Origin of the sequence: Shewanella mangrovisoli (assembly GCF_019457635.1) — a bacterium.
GTDB classification, from domain to species: Bacteria; Pseudomonadota; Gammaproteobacteria; order Enterobacterales; family Shewanellaceae; genus Shewanella; species Shewanella mangrovisoli.
Genome location: NZ_CP080412.1, coordinates 2119618 through 2135965 on the forward strand (window position 1 = coordinate 2119618; position 16348 = coordinate 2135965).

The following is a 16348-nucleotide window of genomic DNA, read 5'->3' on the forward strand; positions in this document are numbered from 1 at the left end:
TGGGAATTAAAGGGTACGTGATGTACCTGTATTGTGATCGTGGCGCAATCTGCGGATCGTTGGGGATATGGCCACAATGGAAGGTCAGGCGGGTGTGCCTATCTATGCCATTGCGGCTACAGATAGGGATAATAAGCTGTGGTAATACGCATAAAACTCGCCTTTGCTTGGGGTTAATTCGGCACTTAATAACATCGAGTGACTTGAACACATCTAATGGCTTGGTCACATCACATAACGAAGGCAATTCGCCTGTTTTTAAATTTGTCTTAAATGTTAATAAGTTGCGTTAATGCCTCGTGCGGGTTCGAGGACGCAGACTACGATAGGTAGTTAAGGTGTACTTGTCAACCATTACAGCAGTATTTTGCTGATTTTTTGTCAGGGGCCAAGTGTACAATTTGTGTGACGTCGTGCCGTTTTTAGCAGAGGTTAAGAGTAGCAAGGTGGATTATGGAGGCTGAACTTTTGTTGGTTACGGCAAGTGAATAGGCCGTAACTGAATGCAAAATCAAGAGTACTCTGCCGCAGACCAAAAGGAATGCGGCAGAGTGGTGCTTCGAGGTTTGAAAGCGGACTACTTTTGCTGCGCTTTTTGATGGCGGGCAAGCAAGTTGGCGTTAATATCACTTAAGCTCAGTGATTGATCTTCAAGCAAGACTAACAAGTGATACACCAGATCCGATGCCTCGTTAATCAGCTCCTCTTTATCGTGGGTCGCTGCAGCCAAGGCGGTTTCTAATCCTTCTTCACCTACTTTTTGGGCGATGCGCTTAGTGCCACGGGCAAAAAGGGAAGCGGTGTAGCTCGACTCAGGGTTTTGTCCCTTACGCGAGGCGATAAGCTCGGCCAGATTGTTTAAAAAGGGGTGAGCATTGCCATCGAGCCAGCAGCTTTCGGTGCCTTTATGGCAGGTTGGGCCATTGGGTAACACCTGCACCAGCAAGCTGTCGTTATCACAGTCTTTATCGATGGCAACCAATTTTAGGGTATGGCCCGAGGTTTCGCCCTTGGTCCATAAACGTTGCTTAGAGCGGCTAAAAAACGTCACATCACCGGTCGCTAGCGTGTGCTGCAGCGCGGCTTTATCCATAAATCCGAGCATTAACACCTTGCCCGATAAGTGATTTTGGATAACCGCAGGGATAAGCCCCTGTTGTTTTTCCCAGTCGAGGCTATTGACCAGTTCTGCACTTGCTGGGCCTTGGCAACAGCTTGAAGTGGTTCCAGTTGTCATATCTGCATACCTTATTATTTGTATCAATCGCTACTGATGTTGAGTTACTGGCGAATGGCGATGCCTTCGGCCGCTAAATACTGTTTTAACTCGCCGATATTGATAATGGCCTTATGGAATACGCTGGCCGCCAGCGCAGCATCCACCTTAGCCTCGATAAACACATCGCGAAAATGCGCCATAGTGCCAGCGCCGCCCGAGGCGATTAAGGGCACGTCGCACAACTGGCGTACTAGGCTTAACTGTTTGATATCATAGCCACCGCGGACACCATCTTGGTTCATCACATTGAGCACGATTTCGCCGCAGCCGCGTTTTTGTACCTCTTCGACCCAGTCTTGGGTGTACCAAGCGGTTTCTTTGGTGGCGGCTTCGTCGCCGGTAAATTGCTTTACTTTATAACTGTCGCTCGCCGCATCATAAAAAGAGTCTATGCCGATCACTATGCATTGACGGCCAAATTCATCCTGCAGGCGCGAGATTAAACTCGGATCGCTGAGAGCGGGTGAGTTGACCGAAATCTTATCCGCGCCAAAGGCCAGTAACTCGCGGGCTTGGCCGATGGTTTTAATGCCGCCAGCGACGCAGAAGGGGATATCGATTTGCTCTGCCACTCGGCTCACCCAAGACTTATCGACCACACGGTCATGGGCACTGGCGGTGATATCGTAAAACACCAGTTCGTCGGCGCCCTCTGCGGCGTAACGCGCCGCGAGTGGCACTATGTCGCCAACAATTTCATGGTTGCGAAACTGTACGCCCTTGACCACGCAGCCATCTTTCACATCTAAACAGGGGACTATTCGTTTGGCCAGCATTGGATTGCCTCCGCCACATTAAACTGATTGATAAGTAAAGCTTTACCGATAATGATGCCCGCGGCGCCGCTGTCTCTGACGGCGGCAACATCCTCAAGGGTGGCAATGCCGCCCGAGGCTTGCCAAGCAATATCGGGATAGCGGCTGGATAGCTCACGATAGAGTTCGGTATTGGCGCCTGTGAGGGTGCCATCGCGGCTGATGTCTGTCACCAGTGCATGTTTAAGCCCCACTTGGCTAAAGTCTTCGACGATAGATTCTAGACTCTTACCGCCACCGCTTTGCCAGCCAGAAACCGCGACGATTTTCTCGCCGTTCTGATTGATATTGACATCCAGTGCTAGGCAAATTGCCTCGCTGCCAAACTTGTTAAACCAGCCTTTGACTAGCTCTGGCTCTTTGACGGCGAGCGAGCCTATCACCACGCGTTTAACCCCAAGGGATAATAACTCGGCGACTTGCTCTTCAGTGCGGATCCCGCCGCCCACTTGAATATTGGCGCTTAGCCCTGCTGTCAGCTTAGCAATCAAAGCCGTTTGGCGTTTAGCGGGATCTTTGGCGCCAGTTAAATCTACTATATGCAGCCAGTTTGCTCCTTGGTCTTGGTAGGATTGCAACTGGGCCAGCGGACTTAAATCGAAGGTGGTCTGCTGCCCATAATCCCCTTGGTAGAGCCTAACTACCTGGCCATCAATTAAATCAATTGCTGGAATGATCATCTGTTGTCCTTAAATTCTTTTTGGTGCATTGCTGCCGCGCTTTATTGCTGAATGTTATGGCTGAAAAATGCTGGTTCTTCCCAAACACAATAAGCGATTGCATTTACTGCATTTTTAAAAAGTTACCTAGGATTTGTGCACCCACGGCGGCGCTCTTCTCAGGGTGAAATTGCACGCCCATAAAGTTGTCTTTACCGATAGCGGCGCTAAAGTCCTCACCATAACGGCATTGTGCCAAGGTGTAGTCGCTTAATGGCGCGCGGTAGCTGTGCACAAAATACACGTAACTGCCAGCCGGAACACCGGCAAACAGCGGGTGAACCTGAGACGGATTGCTAAAGGTCAGTTGGTTCCAGCCCATGTGCGGCAGAGGTAAACCTTCGGCCTTAAGTGTTTGACGGTCTAGCTCGTCAATCTCGGTTGGAATAATGCCTAGGCACTTACAGTCTAAAGCGTGGCAATCCAGCGTTTGGCCGCCGCGTTCTTTAGAGAGCAGAGTAAGCATTTGCATCCCTAAACAGACGCCCAGCACGGGTTGAGTTAACCCTTGGATTAATTCGACTAAGGCTTTTTCAGTTAATGATGCCATTGCGGCGCCAGCGCTACCGACACCTGGCAGTACCACACGTTTAGCGGCTTTAATGCTGGCTTTGTCATCGGTGACTAACACCTTAGCGCCGAGGCGCTCAAAGGCGAAACGGACCGAGCTTAAGTTGGCGCAACCTGTGTCTATGATGACAACATCAAATTCATCTATGTTTGCTGACATTGGGTTTTCCTATTGATGGGTCAGTGGGGGAAGTGGCTTGTCGCCGCATTTCCTAAACTGCCCCTCGTTAAAATCATCAGGCTTTGTATTATTCGCTAATCAATCTGCATCAGGTCATTAAGCACCTAACTCAGGTTTAGCACGGTGTTAGAGCACACCTTTACTCGATGGCAACACATCGCCTTCAACTTTGACAGCCTGACGTAGCGCGCGGCCAAGTACTTTAAATAGTGCTTCGACCTTGTGGTGATCGTTGTCTCCTTCGGCGGCCACATGCAGGGTGCAGCGTAGGCCATCGGCAAAGGAGCGGAAAAAGTGCGGCACCATTTCGGTGGCCATTTCACCGACTTTTTCCCGTTCAAATTGGGCGGCGAATTTAATAAAAGGCCTGCCGGAGAGATCCAGTAAGCATTCGCCCTTGGCCTCATCCATTGGCAAACTAAAACCAAAACGGGCAATACCGCGTTTATCGCCCAGCGCTTGGCGCAGTGCATCCCCGATTGCTAATGCAGTGTCTTCAACGCTGTGGTGATCGTCTATTTCAAGATCACCATCGACATTCACCTCCATTTTGAAATTCCCGTGGGTGGCGATTTGATCCAGCATATGGTCGAAGAAACCAATGCCGGTGTTGATGGCGCCTTTGCTGGCATTGTCGAGATCGACAGTCACGCGAATATCGGTTTCCTTGGTGGTGCGTACCACAGTTGCGGTGCGGCCCTTGTTGAGTAAGGCATCGGCAATGGCGTCCCAGCCTAGGCTGCCACGCTGATATTGAAAGCTTTTTATCCCCATGGCATTGCCCAGTTCTACATCTGTGTGTCTGTCACCAATCACGGCGGACTGGGTAAAATCGATGGTGCCTTGGGTCAAAAAGTCTTTCACCAGCCCTAATTTTGGTTTACGGCAGCTGCAATTTTCATCGTTAAAGTGCGGGCAGATGAGTACATCTTCAAACTTAACCCCTTGGCTGGAGAGGATTTGCATCATCATATTGTGCGGCGCATCGAAATCTTCCTGCGGAAAGGAAGGGGTACCGAGTCCATCTTGATTGCTAACCATCACCAATCTAAACCCGGCTTTTTGCAGGCGCAGTAAGGCGGGGATCACTTGGGGCTCGAATACCAGTTTGGCGAGGCTATCGACCTGTTTGTCGGTTATGGGCTCTTCAATCAAGGTGCCATCGCGGTCGATAAAGAGTATTTTCTGGGCGACATTAGGAGTAAATACTGGGTTCATGCTGCTACCTTTCAATTCAGTTTGTTATCTTTATAAAATCAGTTTATTAGGCCAATGCTGCGACAAGACTTGCGCTAAATGCTCACAGCTTTTGCGATTCAAATAGCGACACTAAGCGGTCGGTGTCAGCCTGAGAGCTGAAGCTAAAACGAATGGCTTTAGCCAGCCTTGGGTCCTTATAGGCCCGCGCGACAATGCCGTTGTCGATAAGTAGCTTTGCCACTTTGGCCACGTCGTCAAATTCGGCGAGCACATAGTTACCATTGGGTGTTAGCACGGCGCCGCCCCATTGCTCGCAGTACAAATTCAGCGCCGCCGCGAGTCGCTCGCCCTGAGCATTGAGCGCTTTGACTTGGGTTTTCATCCGCGCAATCCCTGCAGCTGACAGCGCTTGCACGGCCACTTCACTCACGGGCAGTGGCACTGGATAGGGCGCAATGACCCGCATGATGATTTCGATAATTCCTTCATTGGCGAGCAAAAAGCCGCAGCGGGCGCCCGCTAAGGCAAAGGCCTTTGAAAGGGTGCGCAGCACCACAAGGTTTGGGTAAGACTCGAGTAAATCGGCGACGCTATATTCTGGGCAAAACTCGATATAAGCCTCATCGACAACAACAATGGCATCGGGCAGGGCTTGGATGGCTTGTTCTATGCGCGCCTTGTCAATCACAGTACCGGTTGGGTTATTGGGATTACAGATAAACACTAACTTAGCGCCGCGTGCGGCCGTCGCAAAGTCGCTTGGGAGACCGTACTCAGCCGTTAAGCTTAATGCCTTAACGCCCACATTAAAGGTTTGCGCGCTAATGGCGTACATGCCGTAAGTGGGCCCAAAGGTCGCAATAGCGTCGATGCCTGGGATACAAAAGGCACGAATAAGCAGTTCGATGGCCTCATCGGCGCCGCGACTGGCGACAATCTTGCTCTCTGCTACACCGCTATATTGGCTGTAGGCATTGATTAACGCGGGCGGTTGGCACTCGGGGTAACGATTTAACTTAGATAAATCGAGTTCGGCAACCGCCACATTATTGAAGGGCGATTCGTTAGCGTTGATCCAAATGTCCCCTCGACCACCCAGCCTGCGAGCACTTTGGTAAGGCGTTAACTCGAGCAGTTCGGGCCGAGCAAGACGTGCGGCAAGGGTTGTTGGCTCGATGCTTATGTTATCAAGAATATTGTTATCGAGAGTATTGCTGGCGCAATTGGCGCTCGGAATGTTTGTCACAGGCACATTGCTCGTTTTTGCTGGGCTCGTTGGTGCTTGGCTAGTTGGCACTTGGCTCATCCTATTCATCCTAAGTCTTGCTATGGCGTTAATTAAGCGTACTGTTGATTGCGTTACTTATTTCTATCAGTCCTTAAGACTGGCTAAGCGTATCGCGACCGCATTTTTATGGGCATCGAGTAACTCATTGCTGGCAAGGGTCATCACCGCTTGCCCGAGTCCGAGCAGGCCCTTGGCACTGAGCTCTTGCACCGTAAAGCGGCGGCTAAAGTCTGCCAAGGAGAGGCTTGATACCGCGCGGCTATAACCGTAAGTTGGCAATACATGGTTAGTCCCACTGGCATAATCCCCAACCGATTCAGGTGTATAGGCGCCTAAAAACACTGAGCCTGCGGCGCGAATATGATTTAGCACGTCCCGTGGGAAACGGGTTTGAATAATTAAGTGTTCGGGTCCATAGCGATTCGACACGAGCGCCGCTTCTTGCATATCTTTTACCAAAATGGTGCGGCTGCCTTTTAGTGCGGTCGCGGCAATCTCTTGGCGCGGCAGGGCGGCCAGTTGAGACGCGAGCGCTTGATTGACAGCTTGTGCTAATGGCTCAGAATCCGTGACTAAAATGACCTGAGAATCAGGGCCATGCTCCGCTTGGGAGAGTAAATCCGCGGCAATAAACTGCGCATTGGCATCACTATCGGCAATCACCAACACCTCGGATGGTCCCGCTGGCATATCGATAGACACAGTACAGCGTCCATCTTGGGAGACTAAGCGTTTGGCCTCGGTGACATAACGATTACCAGGACCAAAAATCTTATCGACGCTGGGAATTGATTCAGTGCCAAAGGCCAATGCGGCAATGGCCTGCGCGCCGCCCACTTGGTAAATTTCGGTGATCCCACAGGCGTTTGCTGCATACACAATCGCATCGTTAATCGGCGGTGGACTCACCAGTACGCGTTTTTCGCAACCGGCAATTTTAGCGGGCAGGGCCAACATCATCACGGTCGAAATAAGGGGCGCGCTGCCGCCGGGAATATATAAACCGACTTTTTCAATCGGTTCGCTACGAAGCTCGCAGCGAACACCCGCTTGGGTTTCAATCTCTATGGGGCGAAATTGCTGCGCGCTGTGGAACACATCAATATTGGCCATCGCTTGGGCAATGGCGGCTTTTAGTTCTGCCGAGACTCGTGCGCTGGCGGCGCTAATCTCGCTTTCACTTAAGCGCAGACTGTCGATATTGGCGCTATTAAAGCCATCAAACTTTTGATTAAACTCTTTCAGCGCCGCATCGCCACGGCTAGCAACGGCATCGACAATCGCCCGAACACTTTGTTCTAAGCCGCTGTCACCAATTAAAGGTGAGCGTTGGAGCGCGGCTTTTTGTGCATCGGCGGATAAGGCTGCCCAAGTCAAAATATCCATAGATCACCCCATCATTTTTTCAATTGGCATTACGAGGATAGAGCTGGCGCCGAGCGCGGTGAGCTCTTCCATGGTGTCCCAAAATAAATCTTCGGTACTGACGGCGTGGATGGCCACTCGATTAGTATCGTCGTTTAATGGCAGCACCGTTGGGTTTTCGGCGCCGGGCAGCAGGGCGACAATTTGATCTAAGGTTTCTGTAGGCGCGTGCAGCAAAATATATTTACTTTCACGGGCGCGGATCACGCCGTTTACGCGGGATAAAATTCTGTCAATTAGCGCTTGTTTGCTCGGCGTTTGGGTTTGGGTCGATTGGATAACACAGGCCATGGAGCGGTAGATGACTTCGGTCTCGTATAAACCGTTGGCCTCAAGGGTGGCACCGGTGGAGACTAAGTCACAAATGCCATCGGCAAGCCCTGCACGCGGCGCGACTTCAACCGAGCCTTTCAACATACAGTCGCGATAACTTATGCCTTTTTGTTGCATAAAACGGCGCAGTAGGTTGGGGTAGGAGGTGGCAATTCTCAAGCCTTCCAAGGATGAGGCATCGGCATAGCTAAATTCGCTTGGTACGGCTAATGACAGGCGGCAGGCCCCAAAATCCAGTTGGCGTAACTTCACAAACTCGGCGGGTTTATTTAAGGTTTGACGCTCAATCTGCTCTTCTTCAAGCACGTTCTCACCAATAATGCCTAAATCGACCACGCCATCCATCACCAGTCCTGGAATATCATCGTCACGCACTCTGAGTAAATCGATGGGCATGTTGTCTGCGTGTGCGATAAGACGTTGTTCATTAATGGAAAACTTAACGCCGCAGCTCTTGAGCAATTGCTGAGAGTCGGTGGATAAACGGCCAGATTTTTGGATGGCGATGCGTAAACGGTTTGATTCAGTCATAGTCTTGTCTCGCTCAAAGTTAACAAATTCAAAATGATATTCTTTTGTCGCATGGTTTAACTGGTTTCTATGTTTTGCCGGTGTTTGTCTAGCTAACATATTGAAATTACATACTAAACATGAGTTAAGTTGTAAGTTAAAAAGCCTAAAAGCAAAAACCCCCGGAATTCCTTCCAGGGGTTAGTGATCATCTTTGAATCAGTCCGCCAGAAGGATACAGTCCTCCGGCAGTGAGCGTCCGAAGGCTACCGCATATGGTGGTGATGATGGTGGATAGCGTTCAGTAATGGGCTCATATGACTCTCTATACTCTGTATTCTGTTGAATTCGGTGTTGGTGGATACTTATCCATCGAACGTTTTTTTAAGCTAACCGCTTTCTGTGCCGTTTGCAACAGCTAATTTTAACTAAATAAGAATATTTATGCGTTTTGTGAAAATGTTTCATCTTGGTGGTCGCAGGACGATAATCTGCTTATCGCAAGGAGGGGCGAATACTTGAGGTTTCCTAGGGGATAGGCGCAAAGCCGACGCTGCGTTTAGACAAATTCGGCTGGCGATTGAGGCTAAGTATCAGGTACAGCGCTAATGCTGGATTAGCGCGTGACATCCTTTTTAGCGTGTTAAATATTCTCCAAACAGTCGATCAACTGTCTGTTGGCAATATTTGTCTTCACCACGCCAATATTCGGCAAATACCCAGTCATTTTTGCCTTTGCGTTGTCTATCGAAACAATGAGGTTTTAAGACTCCCAGACTGGCTAATATCTCGATTAATATTTGTCGCTCCGCTTTACTCGATTTAATTACACTCGCTAATCTTTTCTCTAGTGCGCTAGGATAATCGCTCGGGTCTGACGTTTCGATAATCGTTAATATCTCCCTAAAACAGGCAATATCATCTGACGTCGGCTCTGGAATATCGGCATTAATAAATTGGCTTAAATCAAAATAGGTATACAAAATATCCCCATGGCGCACGCCGCCCCATTTTATACGCTCGAAATTGAATACGTTAATATCCATCTCGTTATAGGATTCGCTTCCTCGGATGCCATATTGACTGTCTCGGCAAATGCTACAGGTATAGGAGTGTGCAGTTGGTTCACCATCCGTATAAGAAGTGCCTGAAATGACAGGCGCATATTGGTGTGATGGAATTTTTTGGGCGATAGCATAGGATGCAAGGGATGAGCGCCAATCCAATCGCCTAGAGGTTAGACTGCTTAAAAATCCTTTTGTTACTTGTGTTTGCGAAATGCCTTTTACTAGCGCTGTGATGGCAATGATGCATTCATCGTGGGAGATCGTTAAAGGATCAAACATCAATCCTTTTGATTTGGCGTAGCTAAAGTCGGACTCGGAGAGACTTCTATTTTTTGCGTCAATCCAACCATTCTTCCAATAGGTGGAGAATAAAATCCTTTTTGCTTTTTTATCCATATCTGATTCTTTATTATCTTTTAATAATTGGGTTTAATTTATCTTATAAAATTAATTAAAGCAGTTAGCTCTCTAAATTCATATAAGCATCGTTTTGATAGTAATAACTGACGGCATGAATTATGTCATGCAAAGTGGCATTAGGCAGCTGTTGCACTAAATTAGCCTTGATACTTTGTAAATCCGCAATGCTTAAAAAGTATTGATAACCTTGGATTTGCGGGTAGAGAGGCTCATCCTGTTGGTCGCGCTCCTCTTCAAGTTCATCGTCAATGATTAACATTGTCATTGTGGGGTTCAATGGTTGCTCTAAGGTTTTATACACATCCAAGTGCCACGACAAAGAACCGAGTTGGGATAATAGGGTTTCCAAGGTTAATGTTAATCGCATGATATATCCTTTTGTGCGAGCATCATTATATCATCAACACGAGTTAATTAAGGCGAGTTAATTAAACCGACAGAATTAGGCTTAAGGCCTCAACAGACTCAGCATTAATTCGGTTAACGAAAATGATGAGAAAATAAACAGTAAATTAATCAAGGCCCGCATAATCCAAGGCAATGCACCGTAGGACAGACCATATTTACTTGAGGCAATTACGATAACTCCCATGATGCCAAACCAAGGTGTAAAAAAGAACATGGCTTGCCATTTAACCAGAGCAACGGCGAGATCATGCAGCGCACCACTGACTAAAAAGGTGAGCAAGACGGCAAGCCACATGGGCAGAAACTGACTGAGAGGACGCATAATATTGCGTGATAAATAATAACCCCAAATCGGATTCCAATAATGCCAAAAAATGGGGAATGACTTAGCGCCAAGGGCGCGGGATAGCATATTCCTCATCGAGTGATTGGCACCGAGCGGAACACCATTTCGCTTTTTCACATATTGTGACAAAGATAATGTCGTTTGCATGGTTAACCTCTATGCTCCACGCTTACCACTCATAGAGAGTGGTCTGCAGTCTGTTTTGCCGTCTAAAGTGTACGGTTGTCAATATTCATTACAGCACTGCATCTGGCAAGCAGTAAGTTAGGCTTTTATCTGCCATAGCATAACAGGTTTGATCGATTTTCTCGGGGGATGGCCTAATAAAGATTCCTTGCTTGCCATTAACACGAATAAGCTGCGATTGATTATCCTGCCTCATAAAAATGGTACCGCCATTTTCTAGCGAGACATCAACTATGTATTCGCTAATATTGGCGCAAATCGCGATCTCACAGGATTCAGAACGCTCTTCCTGCCCATCAATAACGAGGCATTGCGAGGTCACTTCATCACAACCTGCCCATGAAGCGTGGCTAAAAGCCAACAATAGTAAAAAGCCTGAAAGGTATTTCATCGAATCATCCTGTCGCGTTATAAACGTTCATCCGTGGCTGATGAGCGCCAATCTATTAAAGCGTATTGTCGACTGGCCGCCAAATTTCGCAATATTCTCCCATATAACTATGTTCGCGTTGAATTCGGCGCAGGACTGAAACTATTGGTATTATTAGGCGGGCTTAATTACACTGCGGCGACGGAATCAGGCTCTTTAACGCTTGCTGACTAATTTACCCTGATTTAGCCGTCTCTGAACTGTATATGTTAACCCTATTAAAGGACCTCGCTCGCCCTTGAATCACACCCGACGCCCAGCTATGCGGCAAGCCAAACTTCAGCAATCCAATCAGCAGTCGAGCGACGCTCAACGTCCGATGAGCCGATTGGCGAGTGAAGTGCTGCGCGCTTTTGACTGCGATGGGGTGCTCGCTAAACATATTCAAGGCTTTAGTGCGCGTCATAGTCAGGTTGAAATGGCGCAAATCATCAGTGAAGCGATTGCGAGTAAGGGCAATGCACTGATCGAAGCGGGCACAGGGGTCGGTAAAACCTTCGCATATTTAATTCCTGCCATCTTAAGTGGCAAGCAAGTGATCGTGAGCACGGGCAGTAAAAACCTGCAGGAGCAATTGTTTCTAAAGGATTTACCCGCGTTGACCTCTATGCTTGGGATTGCGCCCAAGCTCGCACTATTAAAAGGTCGCAATAATTATTTATGCCAGCATCGGCTCGATAGGCAGATGCAGGAGGCCAGCCATATTGAGGCGCGATTATTGGATGATTTACTGAAAATCAACCAATGGGCGGGTATGAGTAAGGATGGTGATATCGGTGGCTTAACTTCTGTTGCCGAAAACTCTCCCGCGCTTCCCTTAGTGGTCAGCACGAAAGAAACCTGTCTTGGGCAGCGCTGCGAATTTTATGATGCCTGTTTTACCCGCAAGGCCCGCAGCCGAGCCATGGACGCCAAAATCATTGTGGTGAATCATCACCTATTCTTTGCCGACAGCGTGTTAAAGGATACGGGCTTTGCCGAGCTGTTGCCCGATCCCGATGTTGTGATCTTCGATGAGGCGCATTTGTTGCCAGACATCTGCGTCAGTTACTTTGGGCAGCAATCGTCGAGTCGCACCATCGATGATTATCTGCAAAAGTTATTGCAGATTTATCAAACTGAGCTCAGCGATACGGGCCAGATTGCTCAATTCTGTCAGCGCTGTTTGGCCAAGTTAAGTGATTGGCATAATGTATTATTTTCGAGCGGCGAGTCGGATTGGCGGCTGCAGCTTGGTAATAAATCCATCGCCTTAGCTTCTTGGGATTTATTGGCTGAATTAACCGCACTGCAAAAGCTGTTACTTGTGCACGTGGGGCGCAGTGAATTATTGGATGATATTGCGGTAAAGCTGACTGAGCTAAACCATAAACTGAATCAATTTTTTAATTGCGATAACCCGCAGGCGGCCTACAGCGTTGAGTTTGGTAGCCGTTTTGTCATGCTACGTATGTCACCTATCAATATTGCCCGCGAGTGCCAGCAGCTATTTGTGGCCAATACTAGCTGGATTTTTACTTCGGCTACCTTGCAAGTGAACCGCAGCCTAGACCATTTTGCGCAGGAGCTTGGGATCAGTGATGCCAAGGCGCATATTTTAGACAGTCCCTTCGATTATCCGAGTCAGGCTTTATTTTGTGTGCCGAGACAACTGGGGAATGTGACGAATCAGCAGCAAGCACTTAAGCAGTTAGTCGATGTGTGTGTCAAAGCGATTGAGGCGGCGCAGGGGCGAACCTTTATTCTGTTTACCAGCCATAAAATGCTCGAGCAAACCGCGCTTGCATTACGCACTCGCACTCAATATCCGCTGTTGGTACAAGGGCAGGCGGGTAAGCAGAGTCTGCTGACCAAGTTTCGCCAATTGGGGAATGCGGTATTACTGGGGACGAGCAGTTTTTGGGAAGGGGTGGACGTTCGTGGCAAATTACTAAGCTGCGTAATTATCGATAAGCTGCCCTTTGTCTCGCCCGATGAGCCGCTTTACCGTGCCCGCGCCGACAATATCAGCCGTCAGGGTGGCGATCCTTTTACTCAAGTGTCATTACCTCAAGCGATTATTGCGCTCAAACAAGGGGTTGGACGTTTGATCCGTGACGAAAAGGACTGCGGCGTACTCATTCTCTGTGATAATCGAATTGTGAATCGCGCCTACGGACAGGCGTTTTTAAATTCCCTGCCGCCGATGTCCCGCACCCGAGATTTAGACCAAGCCCTGCAATTTTTAAGGAAAATCCCTTAATACAATAATTAGTTGGAGCTAAAACGCTTCATTTGTGTAGGTTTTTTTATAGGGAGAATGAACGTGTTTACTTGGTTAAAAGGCTTAGTTTCTAAAGATGTATTGATTGAGTTAACGGAAGCTAAGATTACGATAAAGTCTTTTGGTGATAAGACCTGTATTGAATATGAGCCTGTGCTTGCCCTCGTCGATGAGCCGACTCAGACGCGGATCAAGGCCATTGGTCGCGAGGCGATGGGTTTGCAGGGCGAGGGCGTTCGGCTAGTTAATCCTTTTTCCCATCCTAGGATGTTTGTCGCAAGCTTTGAACTCGCCGAAAAGCTGCTCCAATATGGCATTTCGCAACTTCATACATCTGGATTTCGGGCAACGCCTCGGGTGATTGTACACCAGTTAGAAAAGACTGAAGGCGGCCTTACCGATATTGAGGATAGAGTACTGCGTGAACTTGCCATGGGCGCTGGCGCAAGAGAAGTGGTAATTTACCTTGGCCCTAGACTCAATACTGACCTCGATACGTTTGATGAGATCAAGCGCCGCGTTGAAACACAGAGAGCCTATAAAAAATTAATCTAAACTTGTTTTACTGATATTCGAGGAGAAGCATGGCCTGCCGCGGCAGGCCATGATCTCAGGATTAGAAGCTTGCCGTTACCCCAGCATACACGCTGCGGCTCTTTTGAATGTAATCCAAATCGGTGGCAATTTGATCGCGCTCGGCATCCGTCAAGTTAGTCACCCCTAGTTTTACCCTAAACATAGGGTTAATTTGATAATTCACACCTAAATCAAGTGAACCATAACCATCTGATTTAACATTGGTTCTCAGATATTGTTCACCCGTGTAGTGATAAGCAATAAAGGTGGATAATCCCTCTAACGCCTGCCATTGCAGTTTCAGGTTGTAGCTATCTTCAGGCGTTAAAGTAAAAGGCGCGCCATTTTGTTTATCCTTGGCATCGGTTTTACTGTAGTTACCACTGATACTTAAACTGTCGGTTAAGTCGTACCATGCCTGTAATTCCCAACCGGTGATCTTAGCTTCGTTAACGTTTTGATAGGTGAGTACGGCGCCCGGGGTTCTGTCCCAAGTCTCGGTGATGATTTTGTTTTCTACATCATTATGGAAATAGGTGATGGAGCCGCCAAAATCTGTGGTTTGGTATTGGGTCGATAGCTCATAGTTCACCGAGGTTTCGGGTTGCAGATCCGGATTGCCCGCCACAGAGCAGGCACCACGACAGGCTGGGATAATATAATCGGCTTGGGATTGCGACATATTCGGTGCTTTAAAGGCTTTACCACCGCCACCTTTGATCACCCATTCGGAGCTGAGCGGATAAACCAGATAGAGGCGAGGACTAAACTCAGTGCCATACACATCGTGGTGATCGACACGGCCACCGAGGGTGAGACTCAGTTCGCCTAAACTGAACTCATCCTGCAGATATAGTGCCGACTGACTGTCGTCTAAGGTGCCATCGCCTAAAATATTGCGGCTGTTCTCAAGTTTGGTCCAACGGTATTCGGCGCCGCCCGTCAGCATATGTTCGCCGAGTAACACTGTGGTTTGGCCGTCGAGATTGTGGTTGGTTTGAGTGATATGGCCAATTTGCGCGATCAGTGCTGAATCATCGGTTACTTCGACATTTTCATAATAGTAGCGCAGGCGAGTATCACCCCAATCCCAACGGCCGTTATGGGTCAATCCTGAGCTAATGCGCTCCGCCTGTTGGTTGTTGGTCAGAATCGTGCCGTAGTTATTCCAGTCTGACTCACGCTCGTCGTTGGCGTAACTGATATCGAATTGTAGATCCTGCTGCTTGTCGATTAACCATTGCAGATTAGCTAAGGCGCTGATCTCATCCCTGTCTTCGAGGGCATCGATAGTTGGCTTTAAGTCTGAACGCCAGGCATCACGTTTATTGCTATCGACAATCAAGTTCGCCAGCAGTTTGTCCTTAACGAGTGCGCCGCTAGTGTAGAAGTTGTATTTAGTGCTATCACCGCCTTTACCACTGGTTGGCGTGTCGTATTGCACGCCGACACTGGTTTGCCAAGTTTCGGTCGGTTGGCGCAGGATAACATTGACGACGCCACCTAAGGCTTCGGAGCCATAGAGGGATGACATGGGGCCGCGAACTAACTCGATACGCTCGATAGCAGACATGGGGATAGATGACAGGTCGAAGTCATTGCCATAGTTGGAGGTGAGCGCCTCGCGAGAATTGACGCGGCGGCCATTGATCAAGATTAAGGTGTAGTCAGAATCCAGACCCCTAAGGCTAATTTCATTGCGACCATAGGGCGTACCTTCACTGATATTCACTCCCTGTAAATAACGCACTGCACTGGCGAGGTCATCAATCACTAAGGCTTCAAGCTCAGTGCGATTAATCACTGATACTGATGCTGGCGCCGATAGCTCTGAGTGTTTGGTTTGCGTCGCAGTGATCACCATGCGTTCCATCTCGCCTGTGGCGCTATTGTCGGCGAGTGCCGTTGCCGATATAGCACTGAGGCCGAGGCTGATGGCTAAAGGGAGGGCTTTGCGGGAAAATCGTGTCAGACGAGGGGTAAAATCGGGTTGTGCAGGCATATCATTCTTCCTTGTAAAATTTTGGCGAATGATAATTATTCTTAAATGTGTCAACAAGTCGCTATCCCACAGTTAAGTGTAAAGTCAGTGTAAATTTTATATTTACAACAAAGGGATACTGTTCTTTTTTTCGTGAAAATAAGTGTTTGCTTTGAGCGAACTTTAATCGCGATGAGTAGTTGTAAACTGTGGTTCTGCTTTACAAGCATGTTTGATAAATGCTGGTTGTTGGTGTTAGCGATTTATGTCCATGTTCAGTGTGCGTCTAAGTAGCCACAGTTTGAAATGAACCTCGCTAGCTGAAGCTCAGTTAAAACTTGGCAGCTTAAA

The 16348-nt window shown here is 48.3% G+C and carries 15 protein-coding genes; 2 read left to right on the forward strand and 13 right to left on the reverse strand.

The features are described from left to right. Positions 1–577 precede the first annotated feature (577 nt). From hisIE to K0H60_RS09410, 12 genes are all read right to left on the reverse strand, one after another. Entirely contained in the window at positions 578–1237 is a 660-nt protein-coding gene (gene hisIE, locus K0H60_RS09355) for a bifunctional phosphoribosyl-AMP cyclohydrolase/phosphoribosyl-ATP diphosphatase HisIE (protein WP_023267317.1), read from the reverse strand. 44 nt (positions 1238–1281) lie between these two features. Continuing rightward, positions 1282–2055: an imidazole glycerol phosphate synthase subunit HisF gene (gene hisF / locus K0H60_RS09360; RefSeq protein ID WP_011622565.1), complete on the reverse strand. Its 774-nt coding sequence runs from the start codon at positions 2053–2055 to the stop codon at positions 1282–1284. Continuing rightward, positions 2037–2774 (reverse strand): 1-(5-phosphoribosyl)-5-[(5-phosphoribosylamino)methylideneamino]imidazole-4-carboxamide isomerase, encoded by a 738-nt coding sequence (gene hisA, locus K0H60_RS09365; protein ID WP_220057961.1) that lies wholly within the window; start codon positions 2772–2774, stop codon positions 2037–2039. The genes hisF and hisA overlap by 19 nt, the downstream gene beginning before the upstream one ends. Positions 2775–2877: 103 nt before the next feature. Beyond that, positions 2878–3543, reverse strand: coding sequence for an imidazole glycerol phosphate synthase subunit HisH (gene hisH, locus K0H60_RS09370; RefSeq protein WP_220057962.1), 666 nt, complete (start codon positions 3541–3543; stop codon positions 2878–2880). 147 nt (positions 3544–3690) lie between these two features. Further along, positions 3691–4782, reverse strand: coding sequence for a bifunctional histidinol-phosphatase/imidazoleglycerol-phosphate dehydratase HisB (gene hisB, locus K0H60_RS09375; protein WP_086903653.1), 1092 nt, complete (start codon positions 4780–4782; stop codon positions 3691–3693). An 82-nt stretch (positions 4783–4864) separates the two neighbouring features. Beyond that, complete coding sequence (gene hisC, locus K0H60_RS09380; RefSeq protein ID WP_220057963.1) at positions 4865–6070, reverse strand: histidinol-phosphate transaminase; 1206 nt, start codon at positions 6068–6070, stop codon at positions 4865–4867. 66 nt (positions 6071–6136) lie between these two features. Then, complete coding sequence (hisD, locus tag K0H60_RS09385) at positions 6137–7438, reverse strand: histidinol dehydrogenase (RefSeq protein ID WP_220057964.1); 1302 nt, start codon at positions 7436–7438, stop codon at positions 6137–6139. 3 nt (positions 7439–7441) lie between these two features. After that, the gene (gene hisG, locus K0H60_RS09390; protein ID WP_220055393.1) at positions 7442–8341 is read right to left on the reverse strand and encodes an ATP phosphoribosyltransferase; all 900 of its coding nucleotides are present in this window, start codon (positions 8339–8341) and stop codon (positions 7442–7444) included. 614 nt (positions 8342–8955) lie between these two features. Continuing rightward, positions 8956–9783 (reverse strand): hypothetical protein, encoded by an 828-nt coding sequence (locus K0H60_RS09395; protein WP_220057965.1) that lies wholly within the window; start codon positions 9781–9783, stop codon positions 8956–8958. A gap of 64 nt (positions 9784–9847) precedes the next feature. Continuing rightward, a complete protein-coding gene (locus K0H60_RS09400) occupies positions 9848–10174 on the reverse strand; it encodes a DUF7716 domain-containing protein (protein ID WP_220057966.1) in 327 nt (108 codons plus the stop codon). Between the two features lie 81 nt (positions 10175–10255). Then, positions 10256–10708 (reverse strand): acyltransferase, encoded by a 453-nt coding sequence (locus K0H60_RS09405; protein ID WP_220057967.1) that lies wholly within the window; start codon positions 10706–10708, stop codon positions 10256–10258. An 88-nt stretch (positions 10709–10796) separates the two neighbouring features. After that, positions 10797–11138, reverse strand: a complete 342-nt coding sequence (locus K0H60_RS09410; RefSeq protein WP_220057968.1) for a hypothetical protein — start codon at positions 11136–11138, stop codon at positions 10797–10799. Positions 11139–11496: 358 nt separating this feature from the next. Between K0H60_RS09410 and yoaA the strand changes: the two genes are divergently transcribed. Further along, on the forward strand, positions 11497–13419 hold the full coding sequence (yoaA, locus tag K0H60_RS09415; protein WP_220058140.1) for a DNA repair helicase YoaA: 1923 nt from the start codon (positions 11497–11499) through the stop codon (positions 13417–13419). A gap of 57 nt (positions 13420–13476) precedes the next feature. Beyond that, complete coding sequence (locus K0H60_RS09420; protein WP_220057969.1) at positions 13477–13995, forward strand: rod shape-determining protein; 519 nt, start codon at positions 13477–13479, stop codon at positions 13993–13995. A gap of 61 nt (positions 13996–14056) precedes the next feature. On the opposite strand, the gene K0H60_RS09425 is transcribed toward K0H60_RS09420, so the two are convergent. Next, a complete protein-coding gene (locus K0H60_RS09425; RefSeq protein WP_220057970.1) occupies positions 14057–16018 on the reverse strand; it encodes a TonB-dependent receptor domain-containing protein in 1962 nt (653 codons plus the stop codon). Positions 16019–16348 lie beyond the last annotated feature (330 nt).